Source organism: Stenotrophomonas sp. 24(2023) (assembly GCF_030913365.1).
In the GTDB taxonomy this organism is placed as follows: Bacteria; Pseudomonadota; Gammaproteobacteria; order Xanthomonadales; family Xanthomonadaceae; genus Stenotrophomonas.
In genome coordinates, this window is the sequence record NZ_CP133160.1 from 3896787 (window position 1) to 3922377 (window position 25591).

22 protein-coding genes are annotated in these 25591 nt (G+C 68.9%); 9 read left to right on the forward strand and 13 right to left on the reverse strand.

Annotation, left to right across the window (positions count from 1 at the left end; translation table 11 throughout):
• Nucleotides 1-25: 25 nt before the first annotated feature.
• Entirely contained in the window at nucleotides 26-2656 is a 2631-nt protein-coding gene (locus tag Q9R17_RS17840; protein ID WP_308155914.1) for a glycoside hydrolase family 2 protein, read from the forward strand.
• A gap of 595 nt (nucleotides 2657-3251) precedes the next feature.
• Here the strand turns inward: Q9R17_RS17840 and mtnC are convergent.
• The 5 genes from mtnC to Q9R17_RS17865 all read right to left on the reverse strand — a co-directional run bounded on the left by mtnC (nucleotide 3252) and on the right by Q9R17_RS17865 (nucleotide 8502).
• Entirely contained in the window at nucleotides 3252-3947 is a 696-nt protein-coding gene (gene mtnC / locus Q9R17_RS17845) for an acireductone synthase (RefSeq protein ID WP_308155915.1), read from the reverse strand.
• A gap of 4 nt (nucleotides 3948-3951) precedes the next feature.
• Nucleotides 3952-4509 (reverse strand): acireductone dioxygenase, encoded by a 558-nt coding sequence (locus Q9R17_RS17850; protein WP_308155916.1) that lies wholly within the window; start codon nucleotides 4507-4509, stop codon nucleotides 3952-3954.
• A gap of 136 nt (nucleotides 4510-4645) precedes the next feature.
• Nucleotides 4646-5287, reverse strand: coding sequence for a methylthioribulose 1-phosphate dehydratase (locus tag Q9R17_RS17855; RefSeq protein ID WP_308155917.1), 642 nt, complete (start codon nucleotides 5285-5287; stop codon nucleotides 4646-4648).
• A 226-nt stretch (nucleotides 5288-5513) separates the two neighbouring features.
• A complete protein-coding gene (locus Q9R17_RS17860; RefSeq protein ID WP_308155918.1) occupies nucleotides 5514-6941 on the reverse strand; it encodes an amino acid permease in 1428 nt (475 codons plus the stop codon).
• A gap of 85 nt (nucleotides 6942-7026) precedes the next feature.
• Nucleotides 7027-8502, reverse strand: a complete 1476-nt coding sequence (locus Q9R17_RS17865) for an amino acid permease (RefSeq protein WP_308155919.1) — start codon at nucleotides 8500-8502, stop codon at nucleotides 7027-7029.
• A 179-nt stretch (nucleotides 8503-8681) separates the two neighbouring features.
• Here Q9R17_RS17865 and Q9R17_RS17870 point away from each other — a divergent pair, with 179 nt between their 5' ends.
• Complete coding sequence (locus Q9R17_RS17870; protein WP_308155920.1) at nucleotides 8682-9251, forward strand: NUDIX hydrolase; 570 nt, start codon at nucleotides 8682-8684, stop codon at nucleotides 9249-9251.
• 87 nt (nucleotides 9252-9338) lie between these two features.
• Here Q9R17_RS17870 and serA read toward each other — a convergent pair whose 3' ends face one another.
• Entirely contained in the window at nucleotides 9339-10580 is a 1242-nt protein-coding gene (serA, locus tag Q9R17_RS17875) for a phosphoglycerate dehydrogenase (protein ID WP_308155921.1), read from the reverse strand.
• 172 nt (nucleotides 10581-10752) lie between these two features.
• Between serA and Q9R17_RS17880 the strand changes: the two genes are divergently transcribed.
• From Q9R17_RS17880 to Q9R17_RS17890, 3 genes are all read left to right on the forward strand, one after another.
• Nucleotides 10753-12141 (forward strand): FAD-binding oxidoreductase, encoded by a 1389-nt coding sequence (locus Q9R17_RS17880; protein ID WP_308155922.1) that lies wholly within the window; start codon nucleotides 10753-10755, stop codon nucleotides 12139-12141.
• Nucleotides 12142-12202: 61 nt separating this feature from the next.
• Nucleotides 12203-12502, forward strand: a complete 300-nt coding sequence (locus Q9R17_RS17885; protein WP_308155923.1) for a DUF2388 domain-containing protein — start codon at nucleotides 12203-12205, stop codon at nucleotides 12500-12502.
• 24 nt (nucleotides 12503-12526) lie between these two features.
• Complete coding sequence (locus Q9R17_RS17890) at nucleotides 12527-14332, forward strand: DUF4105 domain-containing protein (protein ID WP_308155924.1); 1806 nt, start codon at nucleotides 12527-12529, stop codon at nucleotides 14330-14332.
• On the opposite strand, the gene Q9R17_RS17895 is transcribed toward Q9R17_RS17890, so the two are convergent.
• Nucleotides 14310-15377: an ATP-binding protein gene (locus Q9R17_RS17895; RefSeq protein WP_308155925.1), complete on the reverse strand. Its 1068-nt coding sequence runs from the start codon at nucleotides 15375-15377 to the stop codon at nucleotides 14310-14312. The genes Q9R17_RS17890 and Q9R17_RS17895 overlap by 23 nt on opposite strands.
• Nucleotides 15377-16126 (reverse strand): response regulator, encoded by a 750-nt coding sequence (locus Q9R17_RS17900; RefSeq protein ID WP_308155926.1) that lies wholly within the window; start codon nucleotides 16124-16126, stop codon nucleotides 15377-15379. The genes Q9R17_RS17895 and Q9R17_RS17900 overlap by 1 nt, the downstream gene beginning before the upstream one ends.
• Before the next feature lie 126 nt (nucleotides 16127-16252).
• Here Q9R17_RS17900 and Q9R17_RS17905 point away from each other — a divergent pair, with 126 nt between their 5' ends.
• From Q9R17_RS17905 to Q9R17_RS17920, 4 genes are all read left to right on the forward strand, one after another.
• Complete coding sequence (locus Q9R17_RS17905; protein WP_308155927.1) at nucleotides 16253-17386, forward strand: efflux RND transporter periplasmic adaptor subunit; 1134 nt, start codon at nucleotides 16253-16255, stop codon at nucleotides 17384-17386.
• Between the two features lie 45 nt (nucleotides 17387-17431).
• The gene (locus Q9R17_RS17910) at nucleotides 17432-20578 is read left to right on the forward strand and encodes a multidrug efflux RND transporter permease subunit (protein ID WP_308155928.1); all 3147 of its coding nucleotides are present in this window, start codon (nucleotides 17432-17434) and stop codon (nucleotides 20576-20578) included.
• Nucleotides 20562-20954: a nuclear transport factor 2 family protein gene (locus tag Q9R17_RS17915; protein WP_308155929.1), complete on the forward strand. Its 393-nt coding sequence runs from the start codon at nucleotides 20562-20564 to the stop codon at nucleotides 20952-20954. The genes Q9R17_RS17910 and Q9R17_RS17915 overlap by 17 nt, the downstream gene beginning before the upstream one ends.
• A gap of 89 nt (nucleotides 20955-21043) precedes the next feature.
• The gene (locus tag Q9R17_RS17920; RefSeq protein WP_308155930.1) at nucleotides 21044-21730 is read left to right on the forward strand and encodes an MliC family protein; all 687 of its coding nucleotides are present in this window, start codon (nucleotides 21044-21046) and stop codon (nucleotides 21728-21730) included.
• Between the two features lie 178 nt (nucleotides 21731-21908).
• On the opposite strand, the gene yeiP is transcribed toward Q9R17_RS17920, so the two are convergent.
• The 5 genes from yeiP to Q9R17_RS17945 all read right to left on the reverse strand — a co-directional run bounded on the left by yeiP (nucleotide 21909) and on the right by Q9R17_RS17945 (nucleotide 25534).
• Complete coding sequence (gene yeiP / locus Q9R17_RS17925) at nucleotides 21909-22475, reverse strand: elongation factor P-like protein YeiP (protein WP_308155931.1); 567 nt, start codon at nucleotides 22473-22475, stop codon at nucleotides 21909-21911.
• A 48-nt stretch (nucleotides 22476-22523) separates the two neighbouring features.
• A complete protein-coding gene (locus Q9R17_RS17930; RefSeq protein ID WP_308155932.1) occupies nucleotides 22524-23294 on the reverse strand; it encodes an SDR family oxidoreductase in 771 nt (256 codons plus the stop codon).
• A gap of 81 nt (nucleotides 23295-23375) precedes the next feature.
• The gene (locus tag Q9R17_RS17935) at nucleotides 23376-24299 is read right to left on the reverse strand and encodes a hydroxymethylglutaryl-CoA lyase (protein ID WP_308155933.1); all 924 of its coding nucleotides are present in this window, start codon (nucleotides 24297-24299) and stop codon (nucleotides 23376-23378) included.
• A gap of 58 nt (nucleotides 24300-24357) precedes the next feature.
• Entirely contained in the window at nucleotides 24358-24744 is a 387-nt protein-coding gene (locus tag Q9R17_RS17940; RefSeq protein ID WP_308155934.1) for a VOC family protein, read from the reverse strand.
• A gap of 1 nt (nucleotide 24745) precedes the next feature.
• Nucleotides 24746-25534 (reverse strand): enoyl-CoA hydratase-related protein, encoded by a 789-nt coding sequence (locus tag Q9R17_RS17945; RefSeq protein ID WP_308155935.1) that lies wholly within the window; start codon nucleotides 25532-25534, stop codon nucleotides 24746-24748.
• Between the last annotated feature and the right edge of the window lie 57 nt (nucleotides 25535-25591).

A 25591-nucleotide genomic window follows, 5' to 3' on the forward strand; every position in this document is an offset into this window, starting at 1 on the left:
GGCGAACACAACAGGAGTTACGCACATGCACCGCCCCTTCCACAGTGTCCGTACCCTGTCTTGGTTGCTCCTGTTGCTGGGCATCGTCGCGGCGGCCCCACTGGCCGCCGCGCCGCTGCAGGCGCACTGGGAATTCCGCCTGCTGCCCGGTGACGCCCAGGGCGCCTCCCACCCTGGGCTGCAGCAGTGGCGCGACGCCCATGTGCCCGGCAGCGTGCATACCGACCTGCTGGCCCATGGCCTGGTCCGCGACCCCTATGTCGGCGCCGCCGAAGCGGAACTGCAGTGGATCGGGCTGGCGGACTGGGAATACCGTGCCCGCTTCGAGGTGGACGCCGCCACCCTGGCGCGGCCGCATGCCGAACTGCGGTTCGATGGCCTGGACACCTATGCCGAGGTGACGCTCAACGGCAAACCCCTGCTGAAGGCCGACAATGCCCATCGCACCTGGCGCGCCCGGGTCGACGGCCGCCTCAAGGCCAGCGGCAATGAACTGCAGATCGTGTTCCGCTCTCCGATCCGCACCCTGCTGCCGGGCGTGCAGGCGATGCCGCACAAGATCGCCGGCAATTATCCCTCGCCCTACGGCGATGAGCCCAAGGACGCGATGGTCGGCAACTTCGCGCGCAAACCGGCCTATCACTTCGGCTGGGACTGGGGGCCGCGCTATGTCACCGCCGGTGTCTGGCGCAACGTGGACCTGCAGAGCTGGGATGACACCCGCCTGACCGACCTCGCCGTGCGTACCGATGCGCTGGACGCGCAGCAGGCGCGCCTGACCGTACAGGTGCAGCTGCAGCAGGACACGGCCGGCAGCGCAGCGCTGGCCGTGGAGGTGCTCGATCCTGACGGCCGCAGTGTGTTCCGCCGCCAGCAGCCGGCGCTGCTGCAGGCCGGCAGCACCACCGTGGAGGTGCCGGTGCAACTGGACCATCCGCGCCGCTGGTGGCCGGCCGGGCAGGGCGCGCAGGACCGCTACACGGTGACGGTGTCGGTGGCCGGGCGCGACGATGACGCCCATCGCCTGCAGCAGCGCATCGGCCTGCGCACGGTCGAGCTGCGCCGCGAACAGGATGACACGGGCGGGCAGGGCTTTGCCTTCGTCATCAATGGCGTGCCGGTGTTCGCCAAGGGCGCCAACGTGATTCCCTTCGACGCCTTCCCCGCACGCGTGGATGCCGCGCGGCTGCGGCAGGTGCTGACCGCCGCCCGCGATGCCAACATGAACATGGTGCGCAACTGGGGCGGTGGCTACTACGAAGACGATGCCTTCTTCGACATCGCCGACGAGCTGGGCCTGCTGGTCTGGCAGGACTTCATGTTCGGCGGCGGCATGCAGCCCGGTTATGACCCCGCGTTCCGTGCCAGCGTGGTGGCCGAGGCGCGTGACAACGTGCGCCGGCTGCGCCATCACCCCAGCATCGTGCTGTGGTGTGGCAACAATGAAGAAGAAACCGCGTGGAAGGACTGGGGCCATGGCCGCGATCTGAAGGCCGCCGATCCCGTGTTCGCCGCCAAGGTCTGGCAGGGCTACGTGGACCTGTTCGGCAACGACCTGCGCCAGGTGGTGGCGGAAGAGGGGCTGGGTGTGCCGTACTGGTCCAGCTCGCCGAGCAATGACCTGGATACCAAGGCCAACGATTCCACCCGCGGCGACAAGCACTACTGGGAAGTGTGGGGCAACCCGGCCTTGCCGGTGCAGGCCTACCTGCGGCAGACCCCGCGCTTCATGTCCGAATACGGGCTGCAGGGCTGGCCGTCGCTGGCGACCATCGACCAGATCGCCACGCCGGCCGAACAGCGCATCGACAGCCCGGTCATCCGCGCCCACCAGAAGTTCATGGCCGGCGATGGCAATACCCGCCTGCTGCATTACATCGAGATGGCGTACGGCACGCCGCGTGATTTCGCGGATTTCGTCTATCTCAGCCAGGTCATGCAGGCCGAGGGCATCGCCCTGGCGGCGCTGCATCATCGCGCATCGCGGCCTTACACGATGGGTTCGTTGTATTGGCAGCTCAACGATGTCTGGCCGGGGGCGTCCTGGTCCAGCGTGGACTACTACGGCCGCTGGAAGGCGCTGCATTACCAGGCCCGCCGCTTCTTCGCACCGGTCACGCTGGCCGCGCTGCGCGATGAGGGCCGCACGCGCGTGCGGTTGATCAATGACGGCCAGCTGCCGCTGCAGGCGCGCTGGCGGCTGCGGGTGATGGATGTGGCCGGCAAGGTGCTCAGCCGCCGTGAACTACCGGTGACGCTGTCCGTGGCCGGGGTCACCGATGCCGGCACCTACACCGATGCCGAACTGCTGGGCAAGGCCGACCCGGCCCGCACCGTGGCGGTGTATGAACTGCTGCAGGAAGGCAAGGTGACCGCACGCCAGGTGGTGGGTTTCGTGGAGGCCAAGGACCAGGTGCTGGCCCGTGATGCGCTGCGCGCGACGCTGGACATCGATGGGAGCCACTACCGCCTGCGCCTGCAGAGCAGCGCGCTGGTGCGTGCGGCCTGGATTGATTTCGGTGCGCTGGACGTGCGGCTGGAGGACAACCTGCTTGACCTGCTGCCAGGTGAAACGCGCGATATCGCGGTGAACAGCAGCGCCGACCTGGCTACCCTGCGCGCCGCGATGCGGTTGCGGACCCTCAACGACCATTGAGGGCCGCTCGTTCCCCGGCAGCGCCAGGCCATGCCTGGCGGAACGTATCCGTTGTGGGGGATGGCATCGAAGGCCGCATCCACGCATGGCGTGGATCTACGGGAGGGCATGGCGCCCCGGTGTAGCGCCAGGCCATGCCTGGCGGGTTGTGTCCGTTGCGGGAGATTGCGTCGGAGGCCCATCCACGCATGGCGTGGATCTACGGGAGGGCGTGGCGCCCCGGTGTAGCGCCAGGCCATGCCTGGCGGATTGTTTCCGTTGCGGGAGATTGCGCCGGAGGCCACATCCACGCATGGCGTGGATCTACGGGAGGGCCTGGCGCCCCGGTGTAGCGCCAGGCCATGCCTGGCGGGTTGTGTCCGTTGCGGGAGATTGCGCCGGAGGCCCATCCACGCATGGCGTGGATCTACGGGAGGGCGTGGCGCCCCGGTGTAGCGCCAGGCCATGCCTGGCGGATTGTTTCCGTTGCGGGAGATTGCGCCGGAGGCCGCATCCACGCATGGCGTGGATCTACGGGAGGGCGTGGCGCCCCGGTGTAGCGCCAGGCCATGCCTGGCGGGTTGTGTCCGTTCCACGCATGGCGTGGATCTGCCGGTTACAGCACGATCTGTTGGAAATTCTCGACGCGGGTGTGGCCGTGCGCGGCGTCACCGGTGCGCGGCAGCGGGTAATCGTCAAGGCGGTCCAGCAGACGCGTCTGCAGACCGGCGTCACGGGCGGCATCCAGTTCCTCGACCACGTCGGACAGGAACAGGATCTCACCCGCCGGCATGCCGATCGCGCGCACGATGTGGCGGTAGCTGTCGGCCTCGCGCTTGCCGCCCACTTCGGTGTCGAACCAGCCCGACACCAGCGGGGCCAGGTCGCCGGCATCGCTGAAGCCGAAGAACAGCTTCTGCGCCGGCACCGAACCGGACGAGTACACGTACAGCGGCAGGCCGGCGGCGTGCCACCCCTTCAGCACTGGTGCCACCTCCGGGTAGAAGTGGGCGGTGTAGTCGCCGCGGCGGTAGCCGGCATCCCAGATCAGGCCCTGCAGGGCCTTCAGCGCGGTGTGCTTGCGGTCCTGGTCGATCCAGCCCTGCAGCGTCTCCACGATCACGCCATCCTGGCAGGCACCGCCGATCTCGGCCGCCACCAGGTCCAGCCAGCGGCGGACGTCCGGCTGCTGGCCGTGTTCGGCGACGAAGCCGGGCAGGGCCTTGCGGGCGTAAGGGAACAGCACGTTCTTGACGAACGAGATGCTGCTGGTGGTGCCTTCGATGTCGGTCAGGATGACGCGGGGCTGCATGGAATCAGGATGCCTGGGTAGGAACGTAACGGGGGAATTTCTGGGCGATGTCGGTGCCGGTGAAGTGGCCGACCCAGCCGTCCGGCTCGGTGAAGAAGCGGATGGCCACGAAGCTCGGCTCCTCGCCCATGTCGAACCAGTGGGTGGTGCCATCCGGCACGGCGATCAGGTCGTCCTTCACGCATTCGATCTCGTAGACCTTGTCGTCCACGTGCAGGGTGAACAGGCCCGAGCCGGCGACGAAGAAGCGCACCTCGTCTTCCTTGTGGAAGTGTTCGTCGAGGAACTTCTTGCGCATCTCGGCGCGGTTGGGGTTGTCCGGGGCGATCGAGGCCACGTCCACGCTCTTGAAGCCATGCTGGGCAACCAGGCGGTCGATGTCGGCGCGGTAGGCGGCGAACACGTCCTCCTGGCTGGCGCCCGGCGCGACCGGCGCGGTGGCCTGCCAGCGCTCGAAGGTGACACCGATCTTCTGCAGCTCGGCCGCGATGGCCGCGCCGTCCTGGGTGTCCAGCAGCGGGGCCTCGGGGGCGGTGTCGTTGTAGATGCGCAGTCGGCTCATGGCGGCGGCTTGAACGTCGTTGGATAAGGGGGAACGCAAAGATTAACAGCGACGCCGCCATGGTGGATGGCGGCGCTGATGACCATGGAAACGGCTCAGATTCCTTTCAGGATTCAATTTTGCCGATCCGGCGGTTTCAGCCGCGCAGCTTCTTCAGCTCCAGCTCGCAGTGGAACAGGAACTCGAAGGCCTCCAGGTGGCGGCGGGCTTCGGCCATGTCGCGGCCCCAGGCGTACAGGCCGTGGCCGTCGATCAGGTAGCCCCACAGTGCCTGGCGGTCCAGCAGCGCATCGACCTGGGCCGAGAGCACGTCCATGTCCTGGGTATTGGCGAACACCGGCACGTCCACGGCCATTTCATGGGTACTGTTGCCAGCGAAGGCCTTCAGCAGCTCGTAGCCCTCCAGGTGCACATGGCCCTGCGGCGCATACAGGCGCGAGGCGATGGTCTGCACCGGCGAGTGCGTGTGCAGCACGCAGCCGATTTCCGGGAAGCGGCGGTACAGCTGGGTGTGCAGCAGGGTTTCGGCGGACGGGCGCAGCGGGCGGCCGACGGCCTTGCCCTCGAAATCGACCACCATGATGTCGTCCTGCACCAGCCGGCCCTTGTCCTTGCCGGACACGGTGATGGCCGCATGGCGATCATCCAGGCGGTGGGAGAAGTTGCTGCTGGTGGCAGGGGTCCAGCCGGCCTGGGCCAGTTCGCGGACGTTGTCGATCAGCAGCTGGGCCAGTTCGCCCAGGCGGGCGGTGTCGTACGGGAAGGTGGGGGCGTTCATGGGGGCGATTTTACTGGATTCGGCCAACGGCTGAGCCCCTCGTGGCGGGCGTCAGAAGCAGGTTCCGTGGGCTGGCCGGTCGGGTGGGCCGCGCAGGGGACGCCGTGAACCCGTTCATGGGGGCTTGGCCGCGACACCCATGCCGCGGATACCCCCAGCGGTTGCCGTTGCTGTTGCTCCGGCTTCAACGGTGGGTGCAGGGCCGCAGGCCCTGCAATACCCCCCCTTACTTCACCCGCAGGCGGCTGTGCCTGAAGCCGTAGGTGAAATAGATCACGAAGCCGACCAGGGTCCACACGCCCATCAGCATCCAGTTGTGCAGCGTCATCGCCGACAGCAGGGCCAGGCAGCTGATCACGCCCAGGCTGCAGACCAGCCAGGCGGCCGGAATGCGGAACGGGCGCGGCAGGTCCGGCTGGGTGCGGCGCAGGATCAGCACGCCGGCGCAGACCGCGGCGAAGGCGATCAGCGTGCCCATCGAGGTCAGTTCGCCCAGGATGTCCAGCGGGAACAGCGCGGCCAGCAGGGCGATGCCGATGCCGGTGATCACCGTGTTGATGTGCGGGGTACGGTACTTCGGGTGGATGCGGGTGAACACCGGCGGCAGCAGGCCGTCGCGGCCCATGATCATGAAGATGCGCGGCTGGCCGATCACCATCACCAGCACCACCGAAGCCAGGCCGATCAGCGCGCCTACTTCCACGACCCAGCGCAGCCAGCCCAGCTGCGGGTGGGCGGCCACGGCGGTCACCACCGGCTCGTCGGTGCCCAGCAGGTGGAACGGCACCAGCCCGGTCATCACCGCCGCCATGGCGATGTACAGCACGGTGCAGATCACCAGTGACAGCATCATGCCGATCGGCATGTCGCGCTGGGGGCGGTGCGATTCCTGCGCGGCCACGGATACCGCCTCGAAGCCGATGTAGGCGAAGAACACCATCGCCGCGCCGCGCAGCACGCCTTCCATGCCGTACTTGCCGGGGCCTTCGTTGGCGGGGATGAACGGGGTCCAGTTGCTGGTGTCCACGTACTTCCAGCCGACCACGATGACCAGCACGATCAGCCCGGTCTTGAGGATGACCATGGCCATGTTCATCGCCGAGGACTTGCTGATGCCCACGTAGCACAGCCAGGTCAGCAGCAGCACCAGGATGGCGGCGGGAATGTTGGCGATCGCGCCGGTGGGGCGCAGCTGCGCGTCCAGCGGAGCGCTGACCAGCGCGGCGGGCAGGTGGATGTCGAACTGGCTGAGGAAACTGAGGAAGTAGCCGGTCCAGCTGACCGCCACCGCCGAGGCGGACACCCCGTATTCGAGCACCAGCATCCAGCCGATGAACCAGGCCGACAGCTCACCGAAGGTGGCGTAGGTGTAGGTGTAGGCGCTGCCGGAGACCGGCACCATCGCGGCGAACTCGGCATAGGCCATCGCGCAGAACGCGCAGCACACCGCCGCCAGCACGAACGACAGCATGATGGCCGGGCCGGCATGGTTGGCCGCCGCCTGGCCGGTGATGACGAAGATGCCGCCGCCGATGACCGCGCCGATGCCCAGGGCGGTCAGGCCCCAGGGGCCGAGGTGGCGGCGCAGGCTCAGGCCGTTGGCGTCTTCATGGGCGGCATGCGGATGCTTGGTGGCCCAGAGTTGCTTGAACATGTGTCGTTGTGTCTTGTCGGTGTGCCGGTGGCGGCCTGGCACGGGCGAAAACGGACGGGCCGGCGCAGGGCCGGCCCGTCGGGGGTCAGGTGGACTTGGCCAGCTTGCTGTTGCGGATGCCGTAGCCCAGGTAGATCAGCATGCCCAGCACGGTCCAGCCGACGAACAGGTGCCAGTGCACCACGAACGCCTGCCAGAACAGGAACAGGCAGGCGGCCGCGCCCAGCGGGCAGATCACCCAGACCAGCGGCACGCGGAACGGACGGTGGATTTCCGGACGGCTGTAGCGCAGCACCAGCACGCCGATGCAGACGGTGGCGAAGGCCAGCAGGGTGCCCATGGAGACCAGTTCGCCCAGTACGTTCAGCGGCACTAGGCCGGCCAGCGCCGCAGCGATCACGCCGACCACGATCGTGGCCCAGTACGGGGTGCGGAAACGGCTGTGGACCTTGCCGAAGAACTTCGGCAGCAGGCCGTCGCGGGAAATGGTGTAGGCGATGCGGGTCTGGCCCATCATCATCACCAGTACCACCGAGGACAGGCCGGCGATGGCGCCGATTTCCACGGCGGTCTTCAGCCAGGACAGGGTGGGGTAGGGCTCCAGCGCGGTGGCCACCGGCTTGTCGGTGCCCAGCAGGTTGAACGGCATCATGCCGGTCAGCACGGCGCAGACGATGATGTAGACCACGGTGCACACGGCCAGCGAGCCGAGCAGGCCGATCGGCATGTTGCGCTGGGGGTCCTTGGTTTCACCGGCGGCGGTGGAGACCGCGTCGAAGCCGATGTAGGCGAAGAACACGATGGTGGCCGCGCGGAAGATGCCGCTCCAGCCGAATTCACCCGGCACGCCGGTGTTTTCGGGGATGAAGGGATGCCAGTTGGCCGGGTCGATGTGGGCCGCGCCGAAGCCGATGAACAGGCAGATCACGGTGACCTTGATCGCCACGATGATCGCGTTGACGAAGGCCGACTGGGTCACGCCGACGTACAGCAGGCCGGACACCGCTGCCACGATCAGCACCGCCGGCAGGTTGAACAGCTTGCCGGAGGAGACGAACTCGCTGCCGGTCCAGGCGATGGGCGCGGCGCTGAGCAGGTCCGGGAAGGGCATGTGCAGCGTGGTGGTGATGAAGCTGATCAGGTAGGCCGACCAGCCCACCGCGACCGAGGCCGAGGCGAACAGGTATTCCAGCACCAGGCACCAGCCGATGAACCAGGCCATGCCTTCGCCGAGGGTGGCGTAGGAATAGGAATAGGCGCTGCCGGAGACCGGCATCATCGCCGCGAACTCGGCGTAGCACAGGCCCGCCAGGGCGCAGGCGAAGCCGGCGATCACGAACGACAGCATCACCGCCGGGCCGGCGTGGTTGGCCGCCGCCTGGCCGGTCAGTACGAAGATGCCTGCACCGATCACCGCACCAATGCCGAGCATGATGAGGTGTTTGGCCGTGAGGGTCCGTTTCAGCGTGGCTTCGCCATCCAGGCTGCCTTCGATGGGTTCGCCGGCATCGACGTGCCCGGCCGGTTGCACCGGCTTGACCCTCAACAGAGCTTTCAGCATGCAGTACTTCCCTAATGGTTCGGAGTGGGAGGGCCGCCGGTACGTTGCCAACGGCCTGGAATGGTGAAGGCCGCGCGAACGGCCCGCTGTACCTTAGCCAAAGCTGAAGCCAACGCACAAGCGCAATCGCAACATTGAACGGCGATAATGGCCGATCTTTTTCCCGTACCCCCGCATTCATGAGCGAAACCGCTGAAGTCCTTGCCGTACTTGACGATCGCCTGCGCGCCCTGTTGCGTGACCATGCCCGCCAGGTGCCGTCGGACGACGCCCTCGCCGCCGAATTCAGCACATTGATCGACGACCCGGAAGATCCGTTCCGGCGGGAGCGCCTGGCGGGCCACTTCACGGCCAGCTGCTGGCTGGTCAGCGCCGATGGCACGCGGGCGCTGCTGACCCATCACCGCAAGCTGCAGCGCTGGCTGCAGCTGGGCGGCCACGCCGACGGCGACCACGACCTGGCACGGGTCGCGCTGAAGGAGGCGGAAGAGGAATCAGGCCTGTCCGGGCTGGTGCTGGACGATCCGGCGATCTTCGACATCGACAAGCACTGGATTCCCGAGCGCAGGGACGTCCCCGGCCATTGGCACTACGACGTGCGTTTCGTGATCCGCGCCGTGGCCGGCGAGGCCTTCGCCATCAGCGAGGAATCGCTGGACCTGGCCTGGCGCCCGGTGCCCGAGATCGCCGCCGACCCGGAATCGGACGAATCGATGCAGCGCATGGCGCGCCGCTGGCTGGCGCGCTGAGCGCACGGATCCACGCATGGCGTGGATCCACAGAACGCCATCGCATCCCCGGTAGATCCACGCCATGCGTGGATGGCGGGATGCGTGTCAATACAGGATGCGCGTGCGCAACGTGCCCGGAATCGCCGCCAGCTCATCCCGCACGGCCGAGGCCTGGGGCGCTTCGGCGGTGATGTCGATCACCACGTAGCCCACCTGCGGGTCGGTGCGCAGGAACTGGCCGTCGATGTTGACGTTGTGCCGCGAGAAGATCTCGTTGACCTTGGACAGCACGCCGGGCACGTTGCGGTGGATGTGCAGCAGGCGCAGGCTGCCGTCGTGTTCGGGCAGGGTGACTTCGGGGAAGTTGACCGCCGACAGCGTGCTGCCGTTGTCGCTGTAGCGCACCAGCTTGGCCGCCACTTCCACGCCGATGTTGTCCTGCGCCTCCAGCGTGCTGCCGCCCACGTGGGGGGTCAGGATCACGTTGTCGTGGCGGGTCAGCGGGGACTCGAAGACATCGCCGTTGCCCTTGGGTTCGACCGGGAACACGTCCAGCGCCGCGCCGCCCAGGTGGCCGGAAGCCAGGGCGGCATCGAGCGCGGCGATGTCCACCACGGTGCCACGGGCGGCGTTGATCAGGTGCGCCCCGCGGCGCATCTTCGCCAGTTCCGGCGCGCCGATCATCCATTGCGTGGCGGTGGTTTCCGGCACGTGCAGGGTGACGATGTCGGCGCGCTCGAGCAGGTCGTCCAGGCTGGCCGCCGCGCGGGCGTTGCCCAGCGCCAGCTTGGTTTCCACGTCATGGAAGATCACGTGCAGGCCCAGTGCTTCGGCCATCACGCCGACCTGGGTGCCGATATGGCCGTAGCCGATGATGCCCAGGGTCTTGCCGCGCACTTCATGGCTGCCGGCGGCCGACTTGGACCAGCCGCCACGGTGGCACTCGGCGTTCTTCTGCGGGATGCCGCGGGTCAGCATGATCGCCTCGGCGACCACCAGCTCGGCCACGCTGCGGGTGTTGGAGTAGGGCGCGTTGAACACCGGGATGCCGGCGATCTCCGCCGCGTCCAGGTCGACCTGGTTGGTGCCGATGCAGAAGCAGCCCACCGCGATCAGGCGCTTGGCCTCGGCCAGCACCTCGGCACTGAGCTGGGTGCGCGAGCGGATGCCGACGATGTGCGCCTCGGCGATGCGGGCCTTCAGCTCCTCTTCCGGCAGGGCCTTGCTGTGCACCTCGATCTGGCTGTAGCCGGCGGCGGTGAACACATCCACGGCGGTCTGGCTGACCCCCTCCAGCAACAGCACACGGATATCCTGCTTCGGGTACGAGGTCTTCTTCGGCGACATGGGGCGGCACGGCCAGTGGGACGGGAGCGATCCACTATGCCAGAACGCGGCGCCGATGGTGCAGTGCGCAAATGGTTGCATCCGTAGCCATCCGCCCCGCACCGGGCGGGCTGGACGCTGAGCGGCGGCGCTGGCACGCTTGCCCGTTCTTCATGCATCGTGCTGGACCGCCATGACCGATTCCCGCCTCGCCTCGCTGCACCAGGCCGTCCCCGGCCTGCGCCTGAAGACCGACCCGGCCGACCTGGAACACTACGGGCGCGACTGGACCCGGCGCTGGACGCCGGCGCCGCTGGCCATCGCCCTGCCGGCGACGGTGGAGGAGGTGCAGGCGGTGCTGCGCTGGTGCGCCGCCGAAGGCGTGGCGGTGGTGCCGTCGGGGGGGCGCACCGGGCTGTCCGGCGGCGCGGTGGCCGCCCATGGCGAACTGGTGCTGAGCCTGGAGCGGATGAACAAGGCGCTGGCCTACGATGCGGTCGACCGCACGCTGGTGGTGCAGGCCGGCATGCCGCTGGAAGCCATCCACAACGCTGCGCGCGAGCATGGCCTGATCTATCCGGTCGATTTCGCCGCGCGCGGCTCGTGCTCGATCGGCGGCAACATCGCCACCAATGCCGGCGGCATCCGCGTGATCCGCTACGGCAATACCCGCGAATGGATTGCCGGGCTGAAGGTGGTCACCGCCGATGGCGACCTGCTCGAGCTCAACAAGGGCCTGATCAAGAATTCCAGCGGCTACGACTTCCGCCAGCTGCTGATCGGCTCGGAAGGCACGCTGGGCGTGATCGTGGAGGCCACCCTGAAGCTGGCCGATCCGCCGCCGGCGAGCAATGTGATGCTGCTGGCGCTGCCCAGCTTCGAGGTGCTGATGCAGGTGTTCGCGGCGTTCCGTGCCCGGCTGCAGCTGCAGGCGTTCGAGTTCTTCACCGACCGTGCGCTGCACCACGTGCTGGCGCACGGTGCGCAGGCGCCGTTCGCCGAGGTCCATCCGTATTACGTGGTGACCGAATTCGCCGCCGACGATGCGGCGCAGGAAGCGGCGGCGATGGCGGCCTTCGAGGATTGCCTGGGCAATGGCTGGGTCAGCGATGGCGTGGTCAGCGCCAGCGATGCCCAGGCCGCGCAGTTGTGGCGCCTGCGCGAAGGCATCACCGAGGCGCTGGCGCGTCATACCCCGTACAAGAACGATGTGTCGGTGCGCATTTCGGCCATGCCCGCGTTCCTGGCCGAAACCCAGGCGCTGATCGGCCAGGCCTATCCGCACTTCGACGTGGTCTGGTTCGGCCACATCGGCGATGGCAACCTGCACATCAATGTGCTCAAGCCGGAAGGGACCTCCGCCGGAGAGTTCGTCGGCCAGTGCGAGCACGTGACCAAGCTGCTGGCGCAGGTGCTGGCACGGTTCAATGGCAGCATCTCCGCCGAACATGGCATCGGCCTGGTCAAGAAAGGCTATCTGGACAGCACCCGCGGCCCGGCCGAGATCGCGCTGATGAAGGCGGTCAAGCGCGCGTTCGATCCCCAAGGCCGGCTGAACCCGGGCAAGCTGTTCGACGCCTGAGGCAGACAAAGTCTTCACGCAGCGATTACGCTGCCGCTTCCTTCCCTGATTGCCGCGACCGATGACCCGACCGCTCCTGCTGCTTGCCCTGCTGTCCCTGCCGCTTGCCGGCTTCGCTTCCAGCTTCGCCGGCACTTCCGCAGGCTCGGCCACCGGGGCCTCCTCCGGTTCCTCGGCCAGTTCGTCCGGCGACGACAAGGTCGTCGAGGCCGCGCGCGATGATGCCGCAGCCTTCGTCGCCAGTGATGGCCAGATCCGTGGCGCACGCCTGCAGGCCGCGCTGGTGCACCTGCGCGAGCAGGACACGGCCGCACGCGGGCAGAGTGACCTGGAGCTGGCCCGCGCGCTGTTGGCACGCTGATACCCGCGGCAGGCCGGCGACGGCATGACCGTTTCCCGTAGCCTGGCCTGCGCCGGCCTGGGGTTGCTGCTGGCGATGCCGGCGGTGCAGGCTGCCCAGCGCCTGCAGCTGGACCCGCACGGACTGGACCCGCTGCAGCAGCAGCGGGCGCAGCAGGTGCTGGACGATGTGCAGGCGCTGCTCCCTGCGGGCCTGTTGCAGGCGTTGCCGGCACAGGTCCAGGTGGCCTGGCCGGATGACCTGCCGGCCGATGTGCATGGCCGTGCCTTTGCCGGCCGCGTCGCCTTGCGCCGGTCGCTGCTGGACACGCCCGGGGCTGACGGGCCTGCGGTGGCCGCCGCAGCGCAGGCACCGCGCCGGGCGCTGGTGCATGAACTGGTCCATGTCGCCGACCGCGGCGGGGCGGGCTGGTCACGCAGCGCCCGTTTCCGTGACCTGGCCGGCTGGCAACGCCGGCCCTGGCACCTGGGGCGGGGTGCCAATGATTTCAGCGACCGCAGCCCGGACGACTACGAGCGCACCAGCGCGGCCGAGTACCTTGCGGTGAACGCCGAGCATTACCTGCTCGATCCGGACTATGCCTGCCGCCGGCCGGCGCTGGCGCGCTGGTACCGCGACCACCTGGGTGCCGGCGCAGCCTCGGCTTCCTGCGGTGTTTCCGTACCGCTGCTGCAGGCCGATGCCGAAGAAGGCGCGGCTTCGTTGCTGTCGCTGGACCCGGCCCGGGTGTATGCGGTGGACTACCTGTTCGCCGAGGGCAGCGCGCAGCCGATGAGCCGCTGGGGCCACAGCATGCTGCGGCTGGTGATCTGCCGGCCGGGGCGGCCCCGCGGCCCGGACTGCCGCCTGGATCTGGAATACCACCGGGTGCTGTCCTTCCGCGCATTCGTCGGTGATGTGCAGATCTCCAACTGGCGTGGCCTGACCGGTGGCTATCCGTCGCGGTTGTTCGTCTTGCCGCTGCAGCAGGTCATCGATGAATACACCCAGGTCGAGCTGCGCGGGCTGGCGTCGTTGCCGCTGCGGCTGACGGCCGATGAAACCGCCCAGCTGCTGGAGCGTGCCGCGCAGGTGCACTGGACCTACGACGGCCACTATTACTTCGTCAGCAACAACTGCGCGGTGGAAACGGCCAAGCTGCTGCAGGCCGGCGTGCCGCGGCTGGGCGAGGCCGGGCTGGCCCAGCTCAGCCCGCGTGGCCTGCGCGCGCGGCTGGCGCGGCGGGGCGTGCTGGACGAGCAGGTGCTGCGGGATCGCGCAGCGGCCCAGCGGCAGGGGTACTACTTCGCTTCCGCGCGCGACCACTACCAGCAGTTGTTCGCGGTGGCCGCGGCGCAGATGGCATTGCCCGCGCGCGATGCTGCGGCCTGGCTGGCCCTGCCGGCGCAGGTGCGGCAGCCCTGGCTGCAGCAGGGTGACCTGCGCGCCACCGCCGGCCTGCTCCTGCTGGAAAAGGCCGCGCAGCGCCGTGCCGACCTGCGCGCACGCGATGTGCTCAAGCGCCAGCTGCTGCGCGCGCCGGACAGTGCGGCCACGCAGCAGCTGCGCGCCCTGCTGCAGCAGGCCGGGCAATGGTTGCGCCCGGCGTACCTGCTGGCCGGGGGGTATGGCCTGCCGCAGGCCGGGGAACAGGCGCAGGTGGCCGATGCCGTGGCTGCGGCCAGCGTGCAGGCCGTGCCGGCCTGGCGTGCCCTGCGCCAGCAGCTGCGTGCGCAGCTGCCTGCGGCGCGCCGGCAGGACATGGACACCATTGATGCGAACCTGGCCGCATTGGGCGCGCGCCTGCGCCTGCTGGCCGCCGAACCGGCTACTGCCGCGGCAGTTCGATGATGAAGCGGCTGCCGCCGGCACTGCCCGGCGTGCAGCGCACCTGGCCGCCATGGGCATCGATGATGGCCTTGACCACCGCCAGGCCCAGGCCGCTGCCACCGCCCTGGCGCGAGCGGGACCCGTCGCCGCGCATGAACGGATGGAAGATGCTGGCATGCTGCGCCGGGTCGATGCCCGGGCCTTCGTCCTCGATGGCGATCTGCACATGGGCCAGGGTTTCGTGCACGGCAATGCGGATGCGGCCGGGGGTCGCATAGCGCCGGGCATTCTCCAGCAGGGCCAGCAATGCCTGCCGCAGGCGGGTGGGATCGCAGTGCGCGGGGTGTTCCCCGCGGCTGGTCTCCAGTTCCAGCACGAAGCCGGCGCTGCGGAAGGCCGGGTCGACCAGGGTCATCACCGAATGGATCTCGTTGACCACATCGGCGCGGGCGCGGCGTACCTCCAGCCGCGCATTGTCGGCCAGGCTCAGCACGCGCAGGTCCTCGATCAGCCGCGACAGGCCTTCCACCTGTGCCAACAGGCTGCGGAACTGCGCCTCGTCGGGTTGGAACACCCCTTCGGCCAGGCCCTGCAGGCGGCCGCGCAGGATGGTCACCGGCGTGCGCAGCTCATGGGCGATGGCCGCATGCCACATCGTGCGCTCGCGCTCCATCGCCTGCAGGCGGTCGGCCATGGCGTTGAAGTCATCCACCAGCAGCGCCACTTCGCCCGGGGAATCATCGGTGGTGCTGGCGCGGACGCCCAGGTTGCCTTCGGCCAGGGCGCGGATGCTGTCCACCAGGGAGTTCATTGGCGACAGGATGCGCTGTGCCAGGCGCACCGAGGCGGCGATGGCCAGGCCCAGGCCGAGCAGGGTGACCCCGACCATCCACACCAGTTCCGGGCCGGTCGGCAGCCAGCCGTCCGGCTCGTTGGCGCTGGCGGGGAAGAACTCGACCAGCACGGCGTACAGCAGGTAGGAACTGAGGATCATCATCACGATGACCGCCAGCACCATCAGCGACATCGAAACGATGATGTGCCGGCTCAGCCCGGAACGGCGCATCAGCGGTCCGCCATCAGCCGGTAGCCGACACCGCGCACGCTGGCCGGGACATGGCCCATGCCGACATCATCGAGTTTGCGGCGCAGCTTGCTCACGTGGCTGTCCACGGTGCGTTCGAGGGCCTCGCTTTCCGGCAGGCACTCATGCATCAGTTCGCTGCGGCTGAAGATGCGGGTCGGTGCCAGGGCCATGCAGTGCAGCAGCTTGAACTCGGTCAGCGTCAGCAGCAGCTCGTGGCTGTAGCCATCGCCTTCCACGTGCACGGCGTGGGTGGCCAGGTCGATCACCAGCGGCCCGACCCGCAGCACCGGCGCGGCATCCGGGCGGGTGCCACGCAGCGTGCGGCGCAGCACGGCGCGTACGCGCGCGGCTACTTCGGCCGGGTTGAAAGGCTTGACCACGTAATCGTCGGCCCCCATGCGCAGGGCCGTCAGCTTGTCCAGGTCCTGGTCCAGCGCGGTCAGCATGATGACCGGTGTATCGCCGCGCTGGCGCAGCTGGCTCAGCACGCTCCAGCCATCCAGCCCGGGCAGCTGCACATCCAGCAGCACCAGGTCCGGGCGTGCACTGCGGTGCAGGTCGAGCGCAGCGGGGCCATCGATCGCGCGCAGCGTGCGCAGGCCTTCACGTTCCAGGTAGGCAGCGATGATGTCGGTGATTTCCGCTTCATCCTCCACGATCAGCACGAGCGCATCGAGGGAGCGGTCCCATTGCGCGGCCGGCGCAAGGGTAGGGGCAGGGGCTGGCATGCAGTCAGGGGCCTGAAGGTGCTTGCCTCCATCGTATCTCCACACTTGCTCCATCGAAACCCCATCGTGGTCTTCCACACTGCGCGCTTCATGATCCAGCGCCGCGATGCCGGCCCGTGTACAGCAATGAGAACCTTCAGGACCCCGTTCGCCGCGCTGTGCGCGGCCCTCGCCCTGGCCATGACGGCCTGCTCCGCGCCCGACGCGCCGCCACCGGCCCCGCCCCGCGTGGGCGTGCTGACCGTGGCCCCGCAGGTCGTGCAGCGTGAAGACGAACTGCCCGGCCGCGTAGCGGCGGTGCGTACCGCGCAGATCCGTGCGCAGGTGGGCGGCATCGTGCTCAAGCGCCTGTTCGAGCAGGGCGCCGAAGTCGGCCAGGGCCAGCCGCTGTTCCAGATCGATCCGGCAGCGTTCCGCGCCGATGTCGATTCGGCGCTGGCCGCCCTGCAGCGCAGCGAGGCGGCGCTGGCACGTTCGCGCCTGCATTCGCAGCGCCTGCATGCGCTGGCCAGTGCGCAGGCGGTCAGCCAGCAGAACCGCGACGATGCCAATGCCGAGCATGAGCAGGCGCGCGCGGCGGTCAACGAGGCCCGGGCGATCCTGGCCCGGCGCCAGCTGGACCTGCGCTACGCCACGGTCAGCGCGCCCATCGCCGGGCGTATCGACCAGGCGCTGGTCAGTGAAGGCGCGCTGGTGGGCGTGGCCGATGCCGAGCCGATGGCGGTGGTGCAGCAGATCGACCAGGTCTATGTGGACGTGCGCCAGCCCGCATCGCAGCTGCAGCCGCTGCAGCGCAGTGCCGGGCAGGGCGATGCCGTGGCGGTGACCGTGCTGGGGCCGGGCGGGCAACCGCTGGCCGAGTCCGGGCAGCTGCTGTTCTCGGGCATCAACGTCGATGCGCGTACCGGTGATGTGATCCTGCGCATCCTGGTCGACAACCCGCGCCGTGAACTGCTACCGGGCATGTATGTCCGTGCACGGGTGCCACGCGGCGGGCCGGACAGCACCGTGCTGCTGCCACAGCAGGCCGTGCTGCGCAGTGCGGGCGGCCAGGCGTATGCCTGGGTGATCGCCAGCGACGGCAAGGCGGTCATCCGCACGCTGCAGGTGGACAGCGGCGTGCCCGGTCATTGGCGCGTGCGCCAGGGCCTGGCGGCCGGCGAAAAGGTGGTGGTGGAGGGGCAGGAGCGCCTGCAGGAAGGCATGCAGGTGGATGCCCGCCGCTGGCAGCCGGTCACCGCCGCGGCAGAACAGTCCTGAGCACAGCACGGTCCGGGTATACCGGCCACAGGGAAGGAACACATCATGGCCCGCTTCTTCATCGATCGCCCGGTATTCGCCTGGGTGCTGGCGATCTTCATCGTGCTGGCCGGCGTGCTGGCGATCCCGCGCCTGGCGGTGGAGCGCTACCCGGCGGTCGCCCCGCCCAGTGTCAGCATCTATGCCAGCTACCCCGGCGCCAGTCCGCAGACGCTCAATGATGCGGTGGTCGGCCTGATCGAGCGTGAGCTGTCCAGCGTCAAGCACCTGCTGTACTTCGAATCGTCGGTGGATACGTCCGGTGAAGCCTCGATCACGGCGACCTTCGTGCCCGGTACCGATCCGGAGCTGGCACAGGTGGACGTACAGAACCGCATCAAGGCCATCGAGCCGCGGCTGCCACGCACGGTGCGGCAGAACGGCCTGTTCGTGGAGGCGGCCGATTCGGGCTTCCTGATGCTGGTCGGGTTGAACTCGCCCGATGGCAGCGTCAGCGAAGCCGCGCTGGGCGACTTCATGGCCCGCAACATCATCGAGGAACTGCGCCGTGTCGATGGCGTGGGCCGGGTGCAGCTGTTCGGTGCCGAGCAGGCCATGCGGGTCTGGCTGGACCCGGCACGGCTGACCGGCTATGGCCTGACCGTGACCGATGTGGCCAGCGCCATCGAGCAGCAGAACCTGGAGATCGCACCGGGCCGCATCGGCGATTCGCCGGCGGTGGCCGGCCAGCGCATCACCGTGCCGCTCAATGCGCAGGGCCAGCTGTCCACGCCGGAGGCCTTCGCCGCCATCGTGCTGCGCGCCGGCCGCGATGGCTCGCGCGTGCTGCTGGGGGATGTGGCCCGGGTCGAACTGGGCGCGCAGAGCTATGCCTGGGGCACCCGCGAGGATGGCCGCCCGGCCACCGCCGCCGGTGTGCAGCTGCGCCCCGGCGCCAATGCCGTGCGCACGGCGGCGGCGGTGCGCGCGCGCCTGGCCGAGCTGCAGCCCTTGCTGCCGCAGGGCGTGTCGGCGAGTATTCCGTTCGACACCGCGCCGTTTGTGAAGATCTCCATCCAGAAAGTGGTGCAGACACTGCTTGAAGCCATGGCGCTGGTGTTCGCGGTGATGTTCCTGTTCCTGCAGAACTGGCGCTACACCCTGATTCCCGCGCTGGTGGCGCCGATCGCCCTGCTGGGCACCTTCGCGGTGATGCTGGCGGCGGGCTTCTCGATCAACGTGCTGACGATGTTCGGCATGGTGCTGGCCATCGGCATCATCGTCGACGACGCGATCGTGGTGGTGGAAGGCGTGGAGCGGATCATGGCCGAGGAAGGGCTGCCGCCGCGCGAGGCCACGCTCAAGGCGATGCGCGAACTGACCGGCGCCGTGGTGGGCATCACCCTGGTGCTGACCGCAGTGTTCATCCCGATGGCACTGGCCAGCGGTTCGGTCGGGGCGATCTACCGCCAGTTCACCGTGGCGATGTCGGTGTCGATCCTGTTCTCGGCACTGCTGGCCTTGAGCCTGACCCCGGCGCTGTGCGCCACCCTGCTGCGCCCGAGCACCCGTGGCCACCATGGCCGCAGCGGCTTCTTCGGTGCGTTCAACCGTGCCTTCGAGCGCATGACCGGCCGCTACCAGCAGGGCGTAGCCGTGGTGCTGCGCCGGGCCGGACGGGTGATGGGCGTGTTTGCCGGGCTGGTGGTGGCGCTGCTGCTGGGCCTGTACGCGCTGCCCGGTGCGTTCCTGCCGGAAGAAGACCAGGGGTACTTCATGACCTCCATCCAGCTGCCTGCCGAGGCGACTGCCGAACGCACGCTGGCGGTGGTGGAGGCGTATGAACAGCATGTGGCATCGCGGCCGGGCATCGCATCCAACCAGTCGATCCTCGGTTACAGCTTCGCCGGCTCGGGGCCGAGTGCGGCACTGGCCTACACCATGCTCAAGGACTGGGGCGAGCGCGCCGGAGCCACGGCCGCCGATGAGGTGGTGGCCGTGCAGCAGGCGATGGCCGGGCTGCGGGAAGGCGAGGTCATCAGCGTGCTGCCGCCGGCCATCGACAGCCTGGGCCGCTCGTCCGGCTTCAGCCTGGCCCTGCAGGCGCGCACCGGCCAGGGCCCGGCACAGCTGCGTGCCGCGCTGGAGCAGCTGCTGGCTGCCGCACAGGCCAGCCCGCTGCTGGCCGAGGTGCATGCCGACGGGTTGCCGTCCGGCACGGCGCTGCGGCTGGACATCGACCGTGCCAAGGCCGAGGCGATGGGCGTGGGCTTTGCGGACATCAGCAGCACGTTGTCCGCCGCGATGGGGTCGCAGTACGTCAATGACTTCCCCAATGCCGGCCGGCTGCAGCAGGTGATCGTGCAGGCCGATGCCGCGCACCGCATGGAGATCGACGATGTGCTGGCGCTGTACGTGCGCAACCACGATGGCGGGATGGTCGCCCTGTCCGAGCTGGTCACGCCGGTGTGGACGCAGGCACCGCTGCAGCTGCAGCGTTACCTGGGCTTCCCGGCGTTGAATGTCACCGGTGCGCCGGCACAGGGCGTGTCCACCGGCCAGGCCATGGCCGAGATGGAGCGGCTGGCGCGCCAGCTGCCGCCGGGGTTCGCACTGCAGTGGACCAGCCAGTCGCTGCAGGAGCGCGAATCGGCGGCGCAGGCACCGTGGTTGCTGCTGCTGTCGATGCTGGTGGTGTTCCTGGTGCTTGCGGCGCTGTATGAAAGCTGGTCGATTCCGGTAGCGGTGCTGCTGGTGGTGCCGCTGGGGCTGCTGGGTGCGGTGGCGGCGGTGTTGTTGCGGGGCATGCCGAACGATGTGTTCTTCAAGGTCGGCATGATTACCGTGATCGGCCTGTCGGCAAAGAACGCGATCCTGATCGTGGAGTTTGCCCGCCAGCTGCAGCGCCAGGGGCGCAGTGCGGCCGGTGCGGCGCTGGAAGCAGCCCGTCTGCGCCTGCGGCCGATCCTGATGACATCGCTGGCCTTCGCTCTGGGCGTGGTGCCGTTGATGCTGGCGCAGGGGGCATCGCGCGAAACCCAGCAGGCCATCGGTACCGGCGTGTTCGGTGGCATGGTCAGTGCGACCGTGCTGGCGGTGTTCTTCGTGCCGGCGTTCTACATCGTGGTGCAGGGGGCGCGGCGCTGGCTGGGCCGGCACCTGCTGCGGCGCCGGCCGATGACAGGAGAGTCCGTGGATGGTCACCAACGTTGACGGATTGGAGGCAGCGCAGCTGCAGGCCCTGGAAGAACGCCTGCAGCGGGCGCTGGTGCAGGGCGCGGCCGCGGACATCGATGCCATGCTGTCGCCGGCGTTCTTCGTGCTCGATGCCCAGGGGGAGCCGCTTCCGGTGTTGCCCGGCTGGCAGGCATGGCGCGCAGGCGGGGTCCAGGTGCAGGGGCTGGACGAGCAGGATGTCGAGACGCTGCTGTGCGGCCGCCTAGCCCTGCGCACCAGCACGGTGCGCCTTCAGGTACGCATGGAGGGCCGGAACCTTCCACCCGTGCAGTTGCGGTTGCTGCGGGTGTGGGCGTGCAGTGCCTGCCCGGCCGGTGCACAGCTGCTGTCGATGACGCTGATCCTGGCCTGAGCCGGGCCGTGGTCAGGCCCCGCTCAGTTGATGGCCGGCCAGCAGTGGTACGGTCAAGGATTGATGACGTTGCGACAAGGAGTCGATGCATGCGAGCTGTAACCGTGCTGTTCGTGGCCCCATTGGCGATGGCGCTGGCGGCCTGCCAGCCGACGCCCGCCGCTGCGCCGCCGGCCGCTGGCGACGACACGCCGGTACCGAAGGCCGCCGCCAGCAGCGAGCACGTGGTGTTCCAGTGTGGCGAGCTGGCCGTGGAGGCCACCTACCACGGGCAGGAACGCGCCACGGTGCGGGTGGCGGGCCGCACGCTGCAGCTGGAGCCGGAGATGGTGGCATCGGGCGCGCGTTTCGGTGATGCGCAGGGCAATGCGCTGTGGACCAAGGGCGACGGCGATGGCGTGCTGAGCCTGGCCGGCGAGCCGGATCGTACCTGCCGGGCAGGGGGCAAGGATTCGTCGGCACGGACCATCGCGCCTGCGCGCTTCCATGCCCGTGGCAATGAGCCCGGTTGGACGGCGGATGTGGAGGCCGGCATACACGGTGGGCCGGTGCTGCGCGTGGAAGTGGACTATGGCGACCGTCGCTTCGAGGTGCCCACCCCTGCGCAGGGGGCCGATGGCTGGATCGGCAAGGCCACCGATGGTACGGACATCAAGCTGAGTTTCCAGCGGGGTGCCTGCGAGGACGACATGAGTGGCGAACCGTTCGAGGCGCGCGCGATGCTGACGGTAGGCACCCGCCAATACCACGGTTGCGGTACGTTCGCGGCGCGTTGAACGACGCGCACGGGCCATGCCCGCGTAGATCCACGCCATGCGTGGGTGACACCGGCATCAATGCCGGAAGCGACGCGGTCCTGTCATGTAGATCCACGCCATGCGTGGATGGCGCCTTCATCAATCGCGGCACCGGACGCCCCCGGTGCCAGCCATGCCGGCATCGGGGGCAGCGGATTCAGTCCGCGCGGCCGGCGAATTCGCCGGTGGTGGTGTTCACCAGCACGCGTTCGCCGTTGGTGATGTATTCGGGCACCATGATTTCCATGCCGGTGTTCAGCTTGGCCGGCTTCGGGCGCTTGGTGGCGGTGCCGCCCTTCAGTTCCGGCGGGGTTTCCACCACTTCCAGGGTCACGTTCTGCGGCAGCTGGATGGCCACCGGCAGTTCGTCGATGACCTGCACGTAGATGCCGGTCAGTCCATCGGTGATGTAGCCGGCGTCATCGCCGATCACGTCCGCGTCCAGGGTGTAGGGGGTGTAGTCCTCGTCATCGAGGAACACGAACGCCTCGCCATCCTTGTACGAATAGGTCGACTGGCGGCGCAGCAGCTCCACTTCCACCAGGTTGTCATCGGCGTCGAAGCTGGCGTCGAGCTTGTTGCCGCCCGGCACGCTGTACATGATGAAGCGGAAGCGCACATTGCCGCCGCGGCCCTGCGGCGAGCTGCGTTCGATGTCGCGGATCTGGTAGACGCCGTTGTTGTACTCGACGACGTTGCCCTTCTTGATGTCGTTGGCTTTCATGGTGGTGTAGCTCGTTGGGGGAGGGCGCCGTCCCGGCGCCCGGGGGAATCACTTCGGAGCGAGGCGGGTGGCGCCGTCCAGGCGGATGGTCTCGCCGTTGAGGTAGGTGTTGCCCAGGATATAGCCGACCAGGCTGGCGAAATCCTCCGGCTTGCCCAGGCGCGAGGGGAACGGAATCGAGGCGGCCAGCGATTCCTGCACGGCCGGCGGCATGCCATCGACCATCGGCGTCCAGAACACGCCCGGGGCGATGGTGTTCACGCGGATGCCGAAGCGCGACAGTTCGCGGGCCATCGGCAGGGTCATGGATACCACGCCGCCCTTGCTGGCGGCGTAGGCCGCCTGGCCGATCTGGCCTTCGTAGGCGGCGATGCTGGCGGTGTTGATGATGACGCCGCGCTCGCCGTCGCTGCCGGCCGCGTTGTGCTGCATGCGGTTGGCGGCGGCCTTGGCGACATTGAAGCTGCCGACCAGGTTGACCATCACCGTGCCCTGGAACCCGGCCAGCGGCATCGGCCCTTCCTTGCCCAGCACGCGGCCGGCGCCCAGGATGCCGGCGCAGTTGACGGCCACGTTCAGGCCGCCGAGGAAATCGTGGGCCTGGTCGATGGCAGCGGCCACGGCGGCTTCATCGCTGACGTTGACGTTGAAATAGCGCGCGTTGCCGTCGCCCAGCGTGGCCACGGCGGCGGCGCCCTTGTCGGCGTTGAGATCGAACAGCGCCACCTTGGCGCCCTGGGCGACGAGGTGTTCAGCGACGGCCAGGCCAAGGCCGGATACGCCGCCGGTGATGACGGCACGGACGGAAGACAGCTGCATTGCACGGTCCTGCAGGTTTCAGAACCGGCGATTCTAGCGGATGCCGCTGTCCTGTCCGTTGTGCAGTGCGTGCAGCCGGGCTCAGCCGGAGGCGGCCAGTGCCTGGCCCACGCGGCTGGCGGTCGGCCGCCCGAGCAGCCCGGCCAGCCAGCGGCCGGTCTCGGCCAGTGCAGGCAGGTCCACCCCGCAGTCCAGGCCCAGGCCCTGCAGCAGGTAGACCACATCCTCGCTGGCGACGTTGCCGCTGGCGCCCTTGGCGTAGGGGCAGCCACCGGCACCGGACACCGCGCTGTCCACCACGCGCACGCCTTCCTCCAGGCAGGCGGCGATGTTGGCGATGGCCTGCCCGTAGGTGTCGTGGAAGTGCACCGCCAGTGCCGCCATCGGAATCTCGGTGGCAACGGCCTGCAGCATCGCGCGCGCCTTGTGCGGGGTGCCCACGCCGATGGTGTCGCCCAGCGAGATTTCGTAGCAGCCCATCTGGTGCAGGGCACGGGCCACGCGCACCACATCGCTGACCGGCACCGCGCCCTGGTAGGGGCAGCCGAGCACGGTGGACACGTAGCCGCGCACCCGTACGCCATCGGCGGCGGCGCGGCGCAGGATCGGCGCGAACCGGGCCAGCGATTCGTCGATCCCGGCGTTGGTGTTGGTGCGGTTGAAGGCTTCCGAGGCGGCCGTGAACACCGCCACTTCGGTCACGCCGACCGCGCGGGCACGGTCATAGCCCTGCTCGTTGGGCACCAGCACCGGGTAGGCGATGCCCGGGTGGCGCTGGATGCCGGCGTAGACCTCGGCAGCATCGGCCAGCTGGGGCACCCACTTGGGGCTGACGAAGCTGGTGGCCTCGATGGTGCGCAGGCCGGTGGCCGACAGGCGGTCGATCAGGGTGATCTTGTCCGCGGTGGCGATGGGCTGCTTTTCATTCTGCAGGCCATCGCGGGGGCCGACTTCGACGATGCGGACGAAATCAGCGGAGGAGGGGGTGGGGCTGGGCTGGCTCACGGTGGTTCCTGGGAAAGCGGCCACGGGCAGGGAGGGCCGGGGCGAAGGGCAGGGCGGTTCAGCCCGGAAGGTGGCAGACCGCCTCGATGTTGGCGCCGTCCGGGTCCAGCGCGAAGGCGGCGTAGTAATCGGGGTGGTACCAGGGGCGCAGCCCCGGCGCACCGTTGTCGGTGCCCCCGGCGGCCAGCGCGGCCGCGTGGAAGGCATCGACCGCGGCGCGATCCGGGCAGGCCAGCGCGACATGGGTGCCGGCACTGCTGCCAGGACCATTGCCGACCCACAGGAACGGCTTGCCGTCGCGGCCGAAACCGGCGTGGTCATGGGCACCGGTCTGTGCGGCGCTGACTTCCATCACCAGCGTGATGCCCAGCGGGGCCAGTGCGGCTGTATAGAACGCGGTGCTGCGGGCGATATCGGTGCAGGTCAGGCCAACATGGTCAAGCATCTCAGGCCTCCGTGACCCAGTGTGGGGCCCGCTTGTCCAGGAAGGCGCCCAGGCCCTCCTGGCCTTCGGCCGAGACCCGCAGGCGGGCGATCAGCGCGGCATTGTCGCGGTCCAGGGCGTCGCGGTCGCGGCTGTCGCGGACCTGGCGCACCAGCTGCTTGGCCGAGGCCGAAGCGATCGGACCGGCCTTGTCCAGCAGGGCCAGCTGGCGCTGCACGGCCTCGTCCAGCCGCTCCGGTTCGACCAGCTGGTGGACCAGGCCGATGCGCAGGGCGGTCTCGGCGTCGAAGTGTTCACCCGTAGCGAACCAGCGGCGTGACTGGCGGGCGCCGATCGCTTCGATCACATACGGGGAGATCACCGCCGGCAGCAGGCCCAGCCGGCTTTCGGTCAGGCCGAAGCGGGCGCTGGAAACGGCGATGGCGATGTCGCAGCAGGCCACCAGGCCGACGCCACCGCCAAAGGCGGCGCCGTGGACGCGGGCCAGGGTCGGCCTGGGCAGTTCGTCCAGGGTGCGCATCAACCGTGCCAGGGCCATGGCGTCTTCCCGGTTGGCCTCTTCGCTGGCGGCGGCCATGCCGCGCATCCACTGCATGTCCGCCCCGGCCGAGAACGAGGCGCCGTGCCCGGCGATCACCACGGCACGCACGCTGTCATCGCGGCCGGCCGCCTCCAGCGCGGCGGTCAGCTGGGCGATCAGCCCGGCATCGAAGGCATTGTGCAGCTCCGGCCGGTTCAGCCAGAGGGTGAGGGTGGCGCCGCTGCGCTCGATCTTCAATGCGTCGGTCATGAGTCTCGGGTCATTCCATACCTGACTGGATCATAGCGGGCCATTGGTCATGGGCCA

Bases quoted from the DNA above. Each gene is read 5' to 3' on its own strand.
- Q9R17_RS17840 (WP_308155914.1), top strand. From the start codon at position 26: ATGCACCGCCCCTTCCACAGTGTCCGTACCCTGTCTTGGTTGCTCCTG.
- mtnC (WP_308155915.1), bottom strand. From the start codon at position 3,947: ATGCAGCCCCGCGTCATCCTGACCGACATCGAAGGCACCACCAGCAGC.
- Q9R17_RS17850 (WP_308155916.1), bottom strand. From the start codon at position 4,509: ATGAGCCGACTGCGCATCTACAACGACACCGCCCCCGAGGCCCCGCTG.
- Q9R17_RS17855 (WP_308155917.1), bottom strand. From the start codon at position 5,287: ATGAACGCCCCCACCTTCCCGTACGACACCGCCCGCCTGGGCGAACTG.
- Q9R17_RS17860 (WP_308155918.1), bottom strand. From the start codon at position 6,941: ATGTTCAAGCAACTCTGGGCCACCAAGCATCCGCATGCCGCCCATGAA.
- Q9R17_RS17865 (WP_308155919.1), bottom strand. From the start codon at position 8,502: ATGCTGAAAGCTCTGTTGAGGGTCAAGCCGGTGCAACCGGCCGGGCAC.
- Q9R17_RS17870 (WP_308155920.1), top strand. From the start codon at position 8,682: ATGAGCGAAACCGCTGAAGTCCTTGCCGTACTTGACGATCGCCTGCGC.
- serA (WP_308155921.1), bottom strand. From the start codon at position 10,580: ATGTCGCCGAAGAAGACCTCGTACCCGAAGCAGGATATCCGTGTGCTG.
- Q9R17_RS17880 (WP_308155922.1), top strand. From the start codon at position 10,753: ATGACCGATTCCCGCCTCGCCTCGCTGCACCAGGCCGTCCCCGGCCTG.
- Q9R17_RS17885 (WP_308155923.1), top strand. From the start codon at position 12,203: ATGACCCGACCGCTCCTGCTGCTTGCCCTGCTGTCCCTGCCGCTTGCC.
- Q9R17_RS17890 (WP_308155924.1), top strand. From the start codon at position 12,527: ATGACCGTTTCCCGTAGCCTGGCCTGCGCCGGCCTGGGGTTGCTGCTG.
- Q9R17_RS17895 (WP_308155925.1), bottom strand. From the start codon at position 15,377: ATGCGCCGTTCCGGGCTGAGCCGGCACATCATCGTTTCGATGTCGCTG.
- Q9R17_RS17900 (WP_308155926.1), bottom strand. From the start codon at position 16,126: ATGCCAGCCCCTGCCCCTACCCTTGCGCCGGCCGCGCAATGGGACCGC.
- Q9R17_RS17905 (WP_308155927.1), top strand. From the start codon at position 16,253: ATGAGAACCTTCAGGACCCCGTTCGCCGCGCTGTGCGCGGCCCTCGCC.
- Q9R17_RS17910 (WP_308155928.1), top strand. From the start codon at position 17,432: ATGGCCCGCTTCTTCATCGATCGCCCGGTATTCGCCTGGGTGCTGGCG.
- Q9R17_RS17915 (WP_308155929.1), top strand. From the start codon at position 20,562: ATGGTCACCAACGTTGACGGATTGGAGGCAGCGCAGCTGCAGGCCCTG.
- Q9R17_RS17920 (WP_308155930.1), top strand. From the start codon at position 21,044: ATGCGAGCTGTAACCGTGCTGTTCGTGGCCCCATTGGCGATGGCGCTG.
- yeiP (WP_308155931.1), bottom strand. From the start codon at position 22,475: ATGAAAGCCAACGACATCAAGAAGGGCAACGTCGTCGAGTACAACAAC.
- Q9R17_RS17930 (WP_308155932.1), bottom strand. From the start codon at position 23,294: ATGCAGCTGTCTTCCGTCCGTGCCGTCATCACCGGCGGCGTATCCGGC.
- Q9R17_RS17940 (WP_308155934.1), bottom strand. From the start codon at position 24,744: ATGCTTGACCATGTTGGCCTGACCTGCACCGATATCGCCCGCAGCACC.
- Q9R17_RS17945 (WP_308155935.1), bottom strand. From the start codon at position 25,534: ATGACCGACGCATTGAAGATCGAGCGCAGCGGCGCCACCCTCACCCTC.